Source organism: Rhodococcus sp. PD04, assembly GCF_035918275.1.
GTDB classification, from domain to species: Bacteria; Actinomycetota; Actinomycetes; order Mycobacteriales; family Mycobacteriaceae; genus Rhodococcus; species Rhodococcus rhodochrous.
Map to the genome: position 1 here is coordinate 4668415 of NZ_CP142143.1, position 14615 is coordinate 4683029.

The 14615-nt window shown below is 67.3% G+C and carries 15 protein-coding genes; 5 read left to right on the plus strand and 10 right to left on the minus strand.

What is annotated here, in order from left to right:
* Position 1: 1 nt before the first annotated feature.
* Genes U9J23_RS21200 through U9J23_RS21210 form a run of 3 tightly spaced genes read right to left on the minus strand, consistent with a single transcriptional unit; the run spans position 2 to position 3719 of the window.
* Positions 2-1021, minus strand: coding sequence for an aldo/keto reductase (locus tag U9J23_RS21200; protein WP_059384050.1), 1020 nt, complete (start codon positions 1019-1021; stop codon positions 2-4).
* Complete coding sequence (locus tag U9J23_RS21205) at positions 1014-2417, minus strand: acyl-CoA reductase (protein WP_085470194.1); 1404 nt, start codon at positions 2415-2417, stop codon at positions 1014-1016. Before U9J23_RS21205 ends, U9J23_RS21200 begins: the two co-directional genes overlap by 8 nt.
* A 3-nt stretch (positions 2418-2420) precedes the next feature.
* Positions 2421-3719 carry a hypothetical protein gene (locus U9J23_RS21210; protein WP_326600265.1) on the minus strand — a complete coding sequence of 433 codons (1299 nt, stop codon included), beginning with the start codon at positions 3717-3719 and terminating at the stop codon, positions 2421-2423.
* 133 nt (positions 3720-3852) lie between these two features.
* On the opposite strand from U9J23_RS21210, the gene U9J23_RS21215 reads away from it, so the two are divergent.
* Positions 3853-4506 (plus strand): TetR/AcrR family transcriptional regulator, encoded by a 654-nt coding sequence (locus tag U9J23_RS21215; RefSeq protein ID WP_059384047.1) that lies wholly within the window; start codon positions 3853-3855, stop codon positions 4504-4506.
* Here the strand turns inward: U9J23_RS21215 and U9J23_RS21220 are convergent.
* Complete coding sequence (locus U9J23_RS21220) at positions 4492-5334, minus strand: SDR family oxidoreductase (RefSeq protein WP_059384046.1); 843 nt, start codon at positions 5332-5334, stop codon at positions 4492-4494. The two genes, U9J23_RS21215 and U9J23_RS21220, sit on opposite strands and share 15 nt — an antisense overlap.
* Before the next feature lie 22 nt (positions 5335-5356).
* Positions 5357-5800 (minus strand): VOC family protein, encoded by a 444-nt coding sequence (locus tag U9J23_RS21225; protein ID WP_059384045.1) that lies wholly within the window; start codon positions 5798-5800, stop codon positions 5357-5359.
* 103 nt (positions 5801-5903) lie between these two features.
* Between U9J23_RS21225 and U9J23_RS21230 the strand changes: the two genes are divergently transcribed.
* The 4 genes from U9J23_RS21230 to U9J23_RS21245 are packed head-to-tail and all read left to right on the plus strand — an operon-like array spanning position 5904 to position 10010.
* Complete coding sequence (locus U9J23_RS21230) at positions 5904-7205, plus strand: acyl-CoA dehydrogenase family protein (protein WP_059384044.1); 1302 nt, start codon at positions 5904-5906, stop codon at positions 7203-7205.
* On the plus strand, positions 7202-8224 hold the full coding sequence (locus tag U9J23_RS21235) for a phosphotransferase family protein (protein WP_229579655.1): 1023 nt from the start codon (positions 7202-7204) through the stop codon (positions 8222-8224). Before U9J23_RS21230 ends, U9J23_RS21235 begins: the two co-directional genes overlap by 4 nt.
* A gap of 11 nt (positions 8225-8235) precedes the next feature.
* The gene (locus U9J23_RS21240; protein WP_059384043.1) at positions 8236-9015 is read left to right on the plus strand and encodes an enoyl-CoA hydratase-related protein; all 780 of its coding nucleotides are present in this window, start codon (positions 8236-8238) and stop codon (positions 9013-9015) included.
* Positions 9012-10010 carry an NADPH:quinone oxidoreductase family protein gene (locus U9J23_RS21245; protein WP_080968386.1) on the plus strand — a complete coding sequence of 333 codons (999 nt, stop codon included), beginning with the start codon at positions 9012-9014 and terminating at the stop codon, positions 10008-10010. The genes U9J23_RS21240 and U9J23_RS21245 overlap by 4 nt, the downstream gene beginning before the upstream one ends.
* A 156-nt stretch (positions 10011-10166) precedes the next feature.
* Here U9J23_RS21245 and U9J23_RS21250 read toward each other — a convergent pair whose 3' ends face one another.
* The 5 genes from U9J23_RS21250 to U9J23_RS21270 all read right to left on the minus strand — a co-directional run bounded on the left by U9J23_RS21250 (position 10167) and on the right by U9J23_RS21270 (position 14612).
* On the minus strand, positions 10167-10577 hold the full coding sequence (locus tag U9J23_RS21250; RefSeq protein WP_306303681.1) for a hypothetical protein: 411 nt from the start codon (positions 10575-10577) through the stop codon (positions 10167-10169).
* A 95-nt stretch (positions 10578-10672) separates the two neighbouring features.
* Positions 10673-11278: a TetR/AcrR family transcriptional regulator gene (locus U9J23_RS21255; RefSeq protein ID WP_059384042.1), complete on the minus strand. Its 606-nt coding sequence runs from the start codon at positions 11276-11278 to the stop codon at positions 10673-10675.
* 97 nt (positions 11279-11375) lie between these two features.
* On the minus strand, positions 11376-12518 hold the full coding sequence (locus U9J23_RS21260; protein ID WP_085470196.1) for a thiolase family protein: 1143 nt from the start codon (positions 12516-12518) through the stop codon (positions 11376-11378).
* A complete protein-coding gene (locus U9J23_RS21265) occupies positions 12511-13362 on the minus strand; it encodes an enoyl-CoA hydratase/isomerase family protein (protein WP_059384041.1) in 852 nt (283 codons plus the stop codon). The genes U9J23_RS21260 and U9J23_RS21265 overlap by 8 nt, the downstream gene beginning before the upstream one ends.
* Positions 13359-14612 carry a CaiB/BaiF CoA transferase family protein gene (locus U9J23_RS21270; RefSeq protein ID WP_370670870.1) on the minus strand — a complete coding sequence of 418 codons (1254 nt, stop codon included), beginning with the start codon at positions 14610-14612 and terminating at the stop codon, positions 13359-13361. The genes U9J23_RS21265 and U9J23_RS21270 overlap by 4 nt, the downstream gene beginning before the upstream one ends.
* Between the last annotated feature and the right edge of the window lie 3 nt (positions 14613-14615).

Here is a 14615-nt window from a genome sequence, read left to right on the forward strand (position 1 = left end):
GTCACCTCCCGCCGGTGCTCTGGAGAGCACCGGCCATCGACGGCAGAGCGTCCGGTTCGAACATGGCCCGCCGTTGGCTCAGGAAATCGTGCGGATATCCGGCCGAGATCGCCGAGGCCTCCTCCAGCCGCGCGAGCTGGTCGTCGCTCAACTGCAGGGACAACGCTCCGAGATTGTCGCGGAGCTGTTCGGCCGTGCGGGCACCGACCGACAGCAGCAGTCCCTGTCGACGCACCCAGGCGAGAGCCACCCGGGCGCTGGACGTGCCGAGTTCGTCGGCGATCTCCCGCGTCACCTTCACGATGCGTTGCATCCGGAGGGTGAGGGCGGCCAGGGATTCGTCCGTGTGGTCGCGGGCCAGTGCACCCCGCGCGAGCGGACTCCACGCATACACCGGGAGTCCGAGATGCTCTGCCATCGGCAGCAGTTCGCGCTCGGGTGTACGGGCCAGGAGGGAGTACTCGACCTGCAATGCACAGAACGACGTCCAGCCACGCAGCTCGGCGATGGCGTTCGACCGGGAGATCACCCACGCCGGGGTGTTGGAGATCCCGATCGCAAGCACCGTGCCCGCCCGGACGAGATCGTCGAGCGCACGCAGAGTTTCGGCTTCCGGTGTGCAGCGGTCCCACGCGTGGACCCAGAGCACGTCGAGATAGTCGGTGCCGAGCCGTCGCAGGCTCGTCTCCACACTCCGGCGCAGACTCTTCCGGTTGCTGCCACCGGAGTTGGCGTCGCGCGGGTCGGTAGGGAGCGTGTACTTGGTGCTCACCACCATCGCGTCGCGTTCGGAGGCGATGAACCGGCCGAGCATCTCCTCGCTCGCCCCGTTCGTGTAGTTGTTCGCGGTGTCGACGAAGTTGCCTCCGGCCGCGCGGTATTCGTCGTAGACCGCGCGGGATTCGGTCTCGTCGGCACCGAAGCCCCATTCGGTGCCGAAGGTCATTGCACCGAGGCACAATTCGCTCACGCGGATACCGGACGAGCCGAGCACGCGTTGCCCCATGATTCCGTCAGGCATCGTCGTCCACCACCCAGTTGACGAAGCGGTGCAGCGGGTACATGCCGTCGTGCGGGCTGCCCATGCTGCCCTTCAGCGCGCTGCCCAGTCGGACGATGCGCTGCACGCCGGCGGTGGCGAGCCGGTCGCGGATCTCCGCCTTGCGGTGGAACGGGTAGACACCGACGGTCTGGGTGGCCACGGTGGCGTAGGAGGCGGCCTCGTCGAGCGTCGAGATCGGCAGGACGTTGACGGTCTTGTTGGTCGGGTGGAAGTCGACCATCTCCGGCGAGCGCACCACGAGGCCGCTGCCGTCGGGCTTGCCCCACACCTTGTAATCCGGTTCGAGGAAGCGCATTCCCTCGACGGCGTCGCGGATCTCGGCGTCGGGCTTCGGTCCGACGGCCTCGGCGAAGTCGCGGTCCACGCCGAGTCGTTCGTGCAACAGGGCACAGAACCGGTCGATCCGGTCGTCGTCGCCCTCGACGCAGATGTGCCGCGCCGCCAGGCACGCGTCCTGGTTGAAGATCGTCGCATCGAGGGCCGCCAGTTCGGCGACCTCGCGCAGGGCCTCCTCGGATTCGAAGGCCTCGCGGCCGACGATCGACATCGACACCTTGGGATCGAAGGAGATCAGCTGGAAACCCGGTCCGGCATAGCGCGCGGCGTTCTCGATGGCCGAGCCACCACCCCACGCGACGAGCTTGTCGAAGTACTGGGAGCGGTAGAGGATGTTCTCGACCTTCTCGTCGCCGCCGCGCCAGTACACGGCGGACATCGACCGCAGTACCGGATGGCCGGGGGCGATGTCGGCCATGGTGCGCAGCACCGCCACGGTGGTGAACGGGTCGGCCGAGGGCATCTTGAACAGGTTGACGCCCTTGGTGAGTGCGGCGTCGGCGATGGTCGTCATCGCGGCGCTCGGCGAGTTCCCGGCCATCATGTGGACCAGGCGCGGCGGGAAGGCGCGGACGCGGCTGACGTTGCCGTTCGGGTCGGTGCGCTCGGCCCAGCCGTCGAGCACGTCGAGGCCGCCGAAGGTGCGTTCGAGCCGGTATTCGAGGGCCTGCCGGGTGAGGAACTGACCGGGCCGGGCGAAGGTGTTCTCGATGATGCGGCGCGGCAGGGCGCTCACCTGGACGGTCATCTCGAGGGATTCCTGGAGGTATTCGTTCTTCTCCAGGGTCAGGTACTGCGCGGTCTCGACGAGGAAGTCGATGATCTCGGAGATCGGCACGTCGAATGCCGGCCCGACCTCCGAGCGCGGCGCGAACAGACCGTTGTATTCGAGTTTCGGGGTGACGAAGGGGACGCCGAAGTCGCGGGAGAGATATTCGCTGTCCTCACCCCAGACGATCTCGCCGCGGACGAAGTGCGGGACCTTGATGCGGGTACGGGCCGGTGCGGTGGTGGTCATGGCTCACTCTCCCGAGAGTCCGCGGACGTAGGCGTCCATCGTTCCGGCACAGGTGATCTTGTCGTCTTCGCCGAGGTCGGAGTAGCGGACGATGTTCGGCAGCACGGTCTCGCCGGGCCGGCCGCACGGGCACGTTCCGAGGTCGACGGTGATCCGGTCGCCGGAGATCGTTCCGCCCCACCGGCCGTCGACGGTGGTGTCGACGAAGGCCGCGCGTCCCTCGACGATGGTGCCTTCGGGTTCGGAGAGGGCGCTTCCGTCCTTGGTGAGGACGAACAGCACGATCTCGTCCGGCACGTGGTAGCGGCCCTCCTCGGGGCACTTGAACATGCGGTTGTTGAGTTCCTGCATCGAGTAGTAGTGCAGGAAGCGCTCCGGCACGATGTTGAGGAGCCGGTAGATCTGTTCCTGGTAGTCGGCGGGAAGGTTCGTGCCCTTCAGTCCGCCGCCGCTGGTGAGCGCGTTGTTGCCGGTGATGTCGCCGTCGCGGACGCCCTTCTCCCGCAGGATCTCGCAGAGCCGGAACAGTTGCGGGAACTGGGAACTGAAGAGGATGTCCTCGGACCTGTGCGCGATGATCTCGTCGGCGAAGTGGTGCAGTCGCCGATCCTGCTGGGCGGCGCGCTCGGCGGATTCGGCCTCGAAGCGTGCGATGTCGTCGGGGGCGGCGGTGCCGTCGGCCATCGCCCGGCGCATGGCCGACAACTTGGCCATGTAGCGGTGGAAGCCCTCGGCGGGCGCCCCCTCGAACAGCGGAAGGGCGTCCGGGCGGGAGAACTCGCGGATGATCAGGTCGCGGACACCGTTGTGCTGCGTCTGGCCGGTCTCGGGGCCGACCGGGATGACGTGCCAGCGCTTCTCCGGCGGCAGTCCGAGCGCGGTGAAGCAGTCGAGCAGATTCTGCTTGTTGACCTCGAGGTCGCGCTGGGACTTGTTGAGGAAGGAGCCCTTGCCGCTGGTCCCGCTCGAACTCGACACCATGTGGCCGGCCCTCTCGAGGGCGGCGATCCAGTCGTCGACGTCGGCGACCCCGGAGACGTCGACGTCGTCGACCGGGCGGCTCGACAGGGAACCGAGCCAGCGGTTCATCTGCTCCCACCGGCCCTTGGCGATGAGCATGTCGGGATAGCTCTTGTAGGTGGTGTGGGGGAAGAGCAGAGGGATCATGTCCTCGCGTGAGCGGATCTCCTCGATGCCCTGGTCGGCGGCGCGCTGCGCGAGCACGGGGACCCGGTCGCGCCGCTCTTGGAAGTACGCGTTCAGCGTCGCGACGACGTCTTTCTGCAGGGTTGTTTCTGTCATCTGGGTGTCCTCCGGCCCTCTGGATGCGGAACGTCGATAACTTGACTGAGCGGTATAGATAAAGAATTGCTGCAACCATACCCACGGGGAAAGTTTTGTGTCCAGGCCCGAAACGATTTGGCACACTTCCCTCATGACCCCGATCCGCAGCGAGCAGGACACACGACGCCGTGGTGGACGCCCCACCAGGGAGGAAGCGAGCCGGCTCGACGACGCGGTACGCGAGTCCGCCCTCCGGCTGTTCCTCGAGAACGGTTACGAAGGCACGACGATGAACGCCATCGCCGCGGCGGCCGGCACCACGAAACCGTCTCTCTATGCGCGTTTCCCGACCAAGGAGGACGTCTTCCGGTACGTCCTCGGCTGGGCCATGCAGCGCACCGACTGGCCCGCACCCGAACCGGAGATCCCCGACTACGACGATCTCGGGGACTCACTGACCGCCATCGCGGAGGCCGCCGTCCGGCGCGCCCTGGACCCGTCGATGATCAAGCTCCAGCAGGTCGCCATCGCCTACGCCTCGCGCTATCCGGACATCGCCCGCAAGGCCCTCGGCCCCGGTTACTGGCCGCGCAGGAAACAGGTCGCGGATCTGCTCCGCCGGCACGCCGCGACGGGGAGCATCGTCGCCGACGACCCCGACACGCTCGCCGAGTTGTTCCTGGCCATGGCATCGGGTGGTCCCGCGCGCCTGGCCTCGTTCGGGATCGTGCGCGGGGCCGAGGACGTCGACGCCCACGTGCGGGCCGTCGTGGACCTGTTCCTGCGCGGCCTACGGCCGAACTGACGCGCGATCCGCCCCAGAGGTGAGCGAGGCGACCACACCGCCGTCGACGAGCACGTCGGTGCCGTTGACGAAGCTCGCCTCGTCGGACAACAGGAATGTGACGACGGCGGCGAGTTCCTCGGCACGGCCCGTGCGGCCGAGCGGCGTCGCTCGCACCATCTCGCCCATCGACTCGTTGTGGTCCGCTTCCTGCCGGCCCTGAGGAGTGTCGATGATGCCCGGAGACACGGAGCATGCGCGCGCCCCGACTGCTCCGAGCCGCACGGCTTCGTCGCGCGCGAACTGCTGCACACCGTATTTCGCCCATGCATAGGCGACGCCGGGATGTTCGATCGCCTCCCCCACGACCTCCCGGAGACGGTCGAGGAAGTCCTCGGCGAGCGGATCCGCGAGCACGGCGATCTCTTCCGGTGACGGCTGCATCCGCCCGATGTTCGGTGCCATCGAGGCGAAGTAGACCGACGCGGTGCCTGCGGTCGCGAGTGGACGGAGCGCCCGGGCGAGCCGTGCGGTCCCGACCAGGTCGACGGCGAAGATCCGTCGCCAGTCGGCCATGGTCGGCGAGATACCCGCCGCATGGGCGACCGATCGCAGCGTCCCGAGTTCCGTCACGCGCGCAGCCAGTCGTTCGAGTCCGTCGACGTCGGTGACGTCGAGGACGATCGGTTCGACCCGTGTCCGATCACCGTTCAACTCGTCGGCGGTGGCGCGGACGGTGTCGGCGTCCAGGTCGACGAGCAGCACGGTGTCGACCGTGCCGATCATGCGTTGCGCGCACGCGTATCCCATTCCGCGACCGGCTCCGGTCGCGATCCCCACCGTGGTCATGACATGCAGTCCTCTCGGGTCATCAGGATGTGGCCCAGCACCGCGACAGTCCGGATTCGGCGGTGCGGGTGACGAGTTCGACGAGCACGCCCCGTCGACTGCGGGCGAATGCGAAGAACATACCGCCGCCGGGCAGCGCGCGGGTGGCCTCGACGACGAATCCTTCCTTCTCGAGAAGACGGCAGTCCGACTCGACGTCGTCCGACCAGTAGCCGAGGTGGTGGATACCGGAGGTCGCGGCCCACAGGGGCGCCTCGGGCACGGCCGAGACGATCTCGATCCGCGGTTCGGTGACCGAATAGGAGCACTGCAGATCGACACTCCGGTCGCCGTCCGGCAGCGTCACGTCGACGGCTCCGCCCACCTGTGGTCCCCACTGGTAGCCGAGCAGCGTCGAGAGTTCGTCCCGGGCGCCGCGTGGGTCGTCGGTGACGACCCCGAGGTGGAAGAGGTCTTCGGCCTTCATGTCTGCGCCTTTCGGATGTAGATGTTCCAATTGCTCTTCGGTCGTGTAAGAATGAGATTCTTGGTATCGAGATAGATATTCTCACCGATGGAAGGGAGGCGCAATGGCCTGGGACTTCGAGACCGAGCCCGAGTACCAGAAGAAGCTGGACTGGGCCGATGCGTTCGTGCGCGAGGAGGTCGAACCTCTCGACCTCGTGTGGGAACACGAACAGTTCGTCCCTCTCGACGGACTCCGCCGCAAGGCCATCGACCCTCTCAAGGAGAAGGTTCGCGCAGAAGGTCTGTGGGCCACTCATCTCGGCCCCGAACTCGGCGGTCAGGGATACGGACAGCTCAAGCTCGCACTGCTCAACGAGATCCTCGGGCGCTCGTCGTGGGCACCGATCGTGTTCGGTTGCCAGGCACCCGATACCGGCAACGCCGAGATCATCGCCCATTTCGGCACCCCCGAGCAGAAGGAGCGCTACCTGCAGCCGCTGCTCGACGGCGAGGTGTTCTCCTCGTACTCGATGACCGAACCGCAGGGCGGTGCCGATCCCGCCCAGTTCCGGTGCCGCGCGGTCAAGGACGGCGACCACTGGGTCATCAACGGGTGGAAGTTCTTCTCCTCCAACGCCCGCACCGCCGAGTTCCTCATCGTCATGGTTGTGACGGATCCCGACGTCCCCGTGTACAAGGGCACGTCGATGTTCCTCGTCCCCACCGACACCCCGGGCGTGAACATCGTGCGCAACGTCGGCCTCTACGGCGAACCGCTGAACGAGGGCACCCACGCGCTGATCCACTACGACAACGTGCGTGTGCCCGCCGACGCGCTCCTCGGCGAGGAGGGCCAGGCGTTCGCGGCCGCGCAGGTGCGACTCGGTGGCGGTCGCATCCACCATGCGATGCGCACCATCGGCCTGGCCCAGAAGGCCCTGGACATGATGTGCGAGCGTGCCCTCAGTCGCGAGACGGCCGGCAGCCGCCTCTCCGACAAGCAGGCCGTGCAGGGCTACATCGCCGACTCCTACGCGCAGCTCGCACAGTTCCGCCTGTTCGTGCTCAACACCGCGTGGAAGATCGACAAGTACAACGACTACAAGAAGGTCCGCAAGGACATCGCGACAGCGAAGATCATCATGCCCACCGTGCTCCACGACATCGCGTGGCGCGCCATGCAGGTGCACGGTGCACTGGGTGTCACCAACGAGATGCCGTTCTTCAAGATGATCCACGGCGCAGCAGTGATGGGCCTGGCCGACGGGCCGACCGAAGTACACAAGACCACCGTCGCCAAGCAGGTCCTCCGCGACTACAGCCCGGTCGACGACATGTGGCCCTCGGAGTGGATCCCGAAGAAGCAGGAAGAAGCCCGGAAGAAGTACGCCGACTACATCGAACTCGAAGTGGGGAACCTGTGATCGACACCGAGCGTCTCGCCGAATGGATGGACGAGCAGGGCCTGCCCGGCAAGGGCGCGCCGCTCGACGCGAAGTATCTCTCCGGCGGTACACAGAACGAGATCTACAAGCTCACGCGCGACGACTTCACGTGCGTCATCCGCATCCCTCCGGCCGGTGCACCGGCCGACCGCGACAGCGGGATCATGCGCGAGTGGCGGATCATCCAGGGACTGGCCGGAACCGACGTCCCGCACACGAAAGCCGTTGCCGCATGTGAGGACACGTCCGTCCTCGGACGCTCCTTCTACCTCATGGGACACGTCGACGGATGGTCGCCGATGGACCACCGCGGCACCTGGCCCGCACCGTTCGACACCGATCTCGACGCTCGCGCCGGCCTGGCCTACCAGCTCGCCGAGGGCATCGCCCTGCTGTCGAAGGTGGACTGGAAGGCACAGGGCCTGGAGGATCTGGGACGTCCCGACGGTTTCCACGACCGGCAGGTGAGCCGGTGGACCCGCTTCTTCGAACGGATCAAGGCCCGCGAGATCGAGGGCATGGACGTCGCGACGAAGTGGCTCGAGACCCATCGTCCGCTCGACTACATCCCGGGTCTGATGCACGGCGACTACCAGTTCGCCAACGTGATGTTCGAGCACGGCGCCCCCGCGAAGCTCGCGGCGCTCGTCGACTGGGAGATGGGTACCGTCGGCGACCCGAAGCTCGATCTCGGCTGGATGCTCATGAACTGGCCCGAGGACACGAGCGCGAACGAGGACAGTGCGGTCAGCTACGTCGACCTGACCGGGATGCCCGGTCGCGCGCAGATGCTCGCGCACTACGCCGAGGTCTCCGGCCGCCAGGTCGACGACATCGACTACTACCTGATCCTCGCCAAGTGGAAGCTCGCCATCGTCCTCGAACAGGGATTCCAGCGGGCCGGGGACGATCCCAAGCTGCAGTCGTACGGACCGGTCATCACCAGTCTCATGAAGTCGGCCGCCGATCTCGCCGAGTCGACGGACTACAAGGGCTGAAGGGGTCTGCGATGACGACTGTCGTGGAAGGGCTGGTGGAGGAACGGCACGGACCGGTGCTCGTCCTCCGCATCGACCGCCCCGAGGCGCGTAATGCCCTCAACGGAGCCGTGCTCCGCGGAATCGGCGCTGCGGCCCTTCGGGCGGAGGCGGATCCGGAGATCCGGACGATCGTGCTCACCGGCACGGGCGACCGGGCGTTCTGTGCGGGCATGGACCTGCGTGCGTTCGCGGAAGGCGAGGACATCGGCACGGACTCCGACGAGGCCGCCGGATACGCCCGGCTGTCCAAGGGCGAACTCACCGTCCCGGTCGTCGGCGCCGCCAACGGCAGCGCTGTGGGCGGCGGGCTCGAACTCCTCCTCGGCGCCGACATCATCGTGGCGTCCTCCGAGGCGAAGTTCGGCCTGCCCGAGGTGAAGCGGGGACTCTTCCCCGCCGGTGGCGGCACCGCCATCGGCACCCGCATCCCCGTCGGGGCGGCACTCGAGCTGACCCTGACGGGGGATCCGATCACGGCGCAGCGCGGCTACGAACTCGGGCTGATCAATGCCGTGGTGACGCCCGATCAGGTCCTGGACACCGCGCTCGACTACGCCCGGCGGATCGCGGCGAACGCCCCGCTCGGCCTGTCCGCGGTGAAGGAACTCGTCCGGCTCGCGCAGGCCGATCCCGAGCGCGCCGGCGAGCGACTCTCCCACTGGCAGTCGGTCGTCTTCACCAGCAACGACGCGAAGGAAGGCGCCACCGCGTTCATGGAGAAGCGGGCGCCGGTCTGGCAGGGACGGTGACCGCCCCGGCAGAACCGGTGGACACCGTTCGCGCCGTCGTCTGCACCGAATACGGGGAACCCGAATCCCTTCGGATGGAGTCGCGGCCGTCGTCCCCGCTCGCGCCCGGTCACGTCCGGGTGCGCGTGGGGGCGGCCGCAGTGAACTTCCCCGACGTCCTCCTCGTGGCGAACAGGTACCAGATCAGCGTGCCGCCACCCTTCGTTCCGGGCAGCGAGTACGCGGGCACCGTCGTCGAGGTCACGGACGACGCGGACGGATTCTCGGTGGGCGATCGGGTCACCGGTACCGGGCTGGTCGGAGCGTTCGCCGACGAGGTGGTTGCTCCCACGAAGGCCTTGAAGAAGACCCCCGACGGGATCGACGACCGGACCGCCGCATCCTTCGGAGTGGCGCACCGAACGGCCTATCACACGCTCCGGTCGGTGGCGCGCCTGCAGCCAGGAGAACGACTCGTCGTCCTCGGGGCCGGCGGGGGTGTCGGTCTAGCGGCCGTGCAACTCGGTGTGGCGCTGGGCGCTTCGGTCACCGCCGTCGCCTCGTCGGTCGACAAACTCGCGGTCGCGTCGTCCTACGGCGCCGCGCACACGATCGATCACCGCACGAGCGATCTGCGTTCGGCCCTGAAGGACGCGCTGCCGGAGGGAGCCGACGTCGTCGTCGATCCTGTCGGCGGCGAACTCTCGGAGCCGGCGCTCCGGTCGCTCGCCCGCGGTGGACGTTTCGTCACCATCGGGTACGCGTCCGGGTCGATCCCCCGGATCCCTCTGAATCTCGTTCTGGTCAAGGGCATCCGGATCATGGGCTTCCAGTTCCAGGATCTCGATCCGGAGGAGTACCGGCGGAACGAGTCCGAACTCGTGGACCTGCTCGTCTCGGGCACGGCGGTTCCGCACATCGGCGCGGACTATCCACTGGAGAACGCCGCGCGGGCGCTTCGTCACGTCGCCGACGGACGAGCGGTCGGGAAGGTCGTCCTCGACATGTCCCGCTGATCGTCCTCGCGCGACGAACCGATCCTTGCGCGCCCTACACGCCGGGCGAACCCCGATTCGGCGCGCAAGGATCGACCAGCGCAGCAATTCTCTTCCGGCACTACGACTGTGGCCCGGCCTCCGAGCAAGGAGGCCGGGCCACAGTCGTCGTGGTGCTCAGGCCATGGAGACGAGGTTGCCGCGCATACGGAGCGTGTCGGCACCTCCGGTGAGGAACGATTCGGTGGCAGCGACCGCGGTCGCCGGTGCCGCGGCAGCGGCGAGGGCATGCGACTTGAAGACCTGGGCCGCGCGACTCAGGCGGTGCTGCAGCGGCACGATGCGCGAGTCGAGTTCGGAGGGAACGTTCTCGCCCCACAGCGCGATCGTGGTGGGGTTCTCCGCCAGGGCCTCGAGGACACCGCTGCGGATCCGCTCGTCGGAGGCGTAGAGATCGGCGGCGATGGCGACGGTGTCGGGCATGGGACCGTAGGTCGCGGAGCTCAGGGCCGACTCGAGGTCGACGGCCTTGGTCGCACCGAGGATCTCGAACGGACGCAGATCGGAACTCTGCGGAACGACAACCACCACTTCCCAGCCTGCCGCAACCTGGTCGTACAGCCAACCGCCGGTATACCGGACGGCGTCTGCGACCTTGGGCGCAACGACGGCGACCCGTCGTCTCAGGATGTGGCGGCGGGCATGAGCTGTTGCTCGAGCGACTGTATGTAGTCCTCGAATATTGCGGTCAGTGGGAGCGAACGATCGAGCAGCCATGAGGTTTCCATTCCATTCAGGAAAGCGACGATCTCCACCGCTTTGACGGCTGGGTCCACATCCGTTCGATATCGCCCGGCGTGTTGTCCACGCCGGATGCCGGCTTCGACCGCGTCGAGAGCCGCTTGATACCGCCCGAGTAGGCGATCGTGCAGAGGGGCATCCGGTTCCAGGTTCTCGATGAGAAGCACCGCATACATTCCGACCAGTTCGGGCGACTCCTCGAAACGCTTCGGGAGTTTCCTGAGCTGTTCGACGAGATCTCCCGTCCGATCCACACGAGCGTTGTCGTCGTTGTCGCGGGCGTCGAGCACCGCGTGCAACAACTGGTCCTTCGACTCGAAGTGATGCAACAACCCGGCCGGGGTCAATCCTGCTTCCCGGGCGATCTGGGCGAGGCTCGTGCTCCGCCACCCGTTCCGCGCCAGAAACCGCTGGGCAACGCTGAGAATCAGCTCCCGGCGATCCTCACCTCTGGCGAGGAGAGTGTCGTATGCACGTTGGGACAACATCCCTCACTTCGCTGAAGAAGAACAACCTACTGAACGCACATTAGGTCATTTTCCCAAGTGTGACAAGAGTCTCATTACATATATGTTTCGGTCTCGGTCACACCAGTTCGACGACGGTCGCATTGGCGGTCCCGCCGCCCTCGCACATCGTCTGGAGACCGAAGCGAATGCTCTGATCACGCATGTGATGGATCATCCGGGTCATCAACACCGCACCCGAACCGCCGAGCGGATGACCGAGCGCGATCGCCCCGCCGAGCGGATTCAGCTTCTCCGGATCGGCACCCGTCTCGGCCAGCCACGCGAGCGGCACCGATGCGAAGGCCTCGTTGACCTCGAAGACCCCGACATCTCCCAGTGCGATACCGGCCTTCGCGAGGGCCTTCTCCGTCGCGGGGATGGGTCCGGTGAGCATGAGGACGGGATCGGCGCCGGCGACGACACCGGCCCGGTACCGGACCAGCGGAGTGAGCCCGAGTTCCCGGGCCTTCTCCGGCGTCGTGACGAGCAGCGCCGCCGCACCATCGGAGATCTGCGACGAATTACCGGCGTGGATGACGCCGTCCTCGGCGAAGGCGGGCTTCAGACCTGCTAGCTTCTCAACGGTCGATCCCCGCCGCACTCCTTCGTCCACCGACACCACGCCCGCCTCGGTGGCCACCGGGACGATCTGCGCGTCGAACGCACCGCGGTCCAGCGCAGCGGCGGCCCGCTCGTGCGAGAGCACCGAGAACTCGTCGAGACGGGTCCGGGAGAAGCCCCACTTCTGCGCGATCTTCTCGGCAGAGATGCCCTGGTTGAACGAGAACCCGTCGTACCGGGCCAGTGCCTTCGGTCCGTACGGCTGACCCGACGCCCGTGCCGAGCCCAGCGGCACACGGCTCATCACCTCGACACCACCGGCGACGACGACGTCCTGCTGGCCGGACATCACCGCCTGCGCCGCGAAGTCGAGCGCCTGCTGGCTCGACCCGCACGCGCGGTTGATCGTCGTACCCGGGATCGATTCGGGCCAGCCGGCGGCGAGGACCGAGTACCGGCCGATATTGCTCGACTGGTCTCCCACCTGAGAGACACAGCCCCACACGACGTCGTCGACGACCGCCGGATCGATACCCGCGCGCTCGGCGAGGGCCTGCAGGACGTGCGCCGACAGATCCGCCGGATGCTCGCCCGCCAGTCCCCCGTTGCGCTTGCCGACCGGCGTGCGGACGGCTTCGACGATGACTGCTTCACGCATGTACTTCTTCTCCACTCGTTGTCTGTGGTTCCGGAGTCTGTGGTTCCGGATTCAGTGGTTCCGGATTCAGTGCCCACCGGCCGGTGAAGCGGACCTCGCGCTTCTCGGCGAAGGCCCGGAACGCCTCGGGGGCGTCGACGGTCCCGAAATTGACCGCCTGGGCGCGCGCTTCACCGGCGAGGGAATCCCGCAGGCCGCGGTCGACGGCTTCGTTGAGCAATGCCTTGGTCTGCGCCAGGGCGACGGGCGGCCCGGCCGACAGCCGAGCGCAGAGATCGTCGACGAACGCGTCGATGCCGTCCTCGGATTCGATCCACGTCACCAACCCCAGCCGATGCGCCTCGTCGGCGTCGATGGCCTCGGCCAGCAATGCGAGCCGTTTCGCCTGTTGCAGACCGACGAGCCTCGGCAGCAGCCATGTACCGCCGAGATCGGGTGACAGTCCCCGCTCGGCGAAGATCTGCGAGAAGGTCGAGCGCGGTGTCGCGACCACCAGATCGCATCCGAGCGCCAGGTTCCAACCGGCCCCGTAGGCGACGCCGTCGACCTTCGCGACGGTGGGAACAGGCAGTTCGTGGAGCAGCAACGCGACGTCCGTCAGTTTGCGCAGCTTGCGCAAGGGATGTGCGACACCGGGATCGGCGATGTCGGCACCGGAACAGAACGCGCCGGCCGCGCCGGTGATGACGAGGACACGCACGTCCGGGTCGTCGGCGGTGTCGACGAGCACGTCGTGCAGCGCCTGCCAGAGCGGACCGTCGATCGCGTTCTTGCGACGCGGCCGGTTCAACGTGAGGGTCCGGATCCCGTCGCGGTCGTCGACGAGGAGGGAATCGGTGCTCATTCTGCCGCCTCCGTACCCGGTGCGCGGTATGCGGGGCCGATCGCGCCGGCCTCGCGCAGCCGCGCGATCTCGGTGCCGGTGATGCCGAAGTCCTGCAGCACCGCGTCGGTGTGCTCACCGAGCCCCGGCACCGCGCCCATGGACAGTTCGAATCCCGCGACGACCGGTGGGGGAAGCAACGCCTCGATCGGCCCGTTGGGGGTCGCGACCTCCCGCCAGCGATCGCGGGCCTGCAGCTGCGGATGTGCGATCACGTCGCTGGGCAGGTTGTACCGGGAGTTGCCGATACCGGCCTCGTCGGCGATCTTCTGGATGTGCGCGAGGGGGTGCCGGGCGCACCACTGCGCGATCGCCTCGTCGAGCACGGCGCGATGTTCGCAGCGACCGGCATTGGAACGGAAACGCTCGTCGTCGGCCAGATCGTCGCGTTCGATGATCTCCCGCGCGAGTCGCTGCCACTCCCGGTCGTTGGTGGTGCCGAGCACGACCATCTGATCGTCGGCGGTGCGGTACGACCCGTACGGTGAGACGGCCGGCGACGACATGCCCAGGGGTTGCTGGTTCACTCCGGAATAGCGCGTATAGGTCAGCGGATATCCCATGATCTCGGTCATCGTGTCGAACAGGCTCACCGAGACCTTCGACAGGCTGCCGCCGCGGCCGCGGTGCCGTTCCTTGCCGCACAGCAGGGCGAGGATCGACACGGCCGAGTACAGGCCGGTGGTGATGTCGGCGACGGGCGGCCCGGGTTTCGCCGGCATGCCGGGATGGCCGGTGACCGCGCACGCCCCCGACTCCGCTTGGACGAGAAGGTCGTAGGCGCGTTTGTGCGAGAGCGGACCGCCGGGGCCGTAGCCGTCGATCTCGACCGAGATCAGTTCCGGATAGCGTTCCTCGAGCTGATCGGGCGACAGTCCGAGTCGCGCGGTCGCGCCCGGCGCCAGATTCGACACCAGTACGTCGGAGCGGGCGAGGATCCGGTGCAGCACCGCGATCCCGTCATCCGACTTCAGGTCGAGTGTCACCGATTCCTTGCCGCGGTTGGCCCACACGAAGTGTGCGGCCATGCCGCCGACGACGTCGTCGTAGTCGCGCGCGAAGTCACCACCGCGAGGGTTCTCGATCTTGATGACCCGCGCACCGAAGTCGGCGAGCGTCCGCGTGCACATCGGTGCCGACACGGCCTGCTCGAGGGTGACGACGGTGACGCCCGCGAGCGGGCCGTCCGAGCCCACAGAACCTGTTGTCACCGT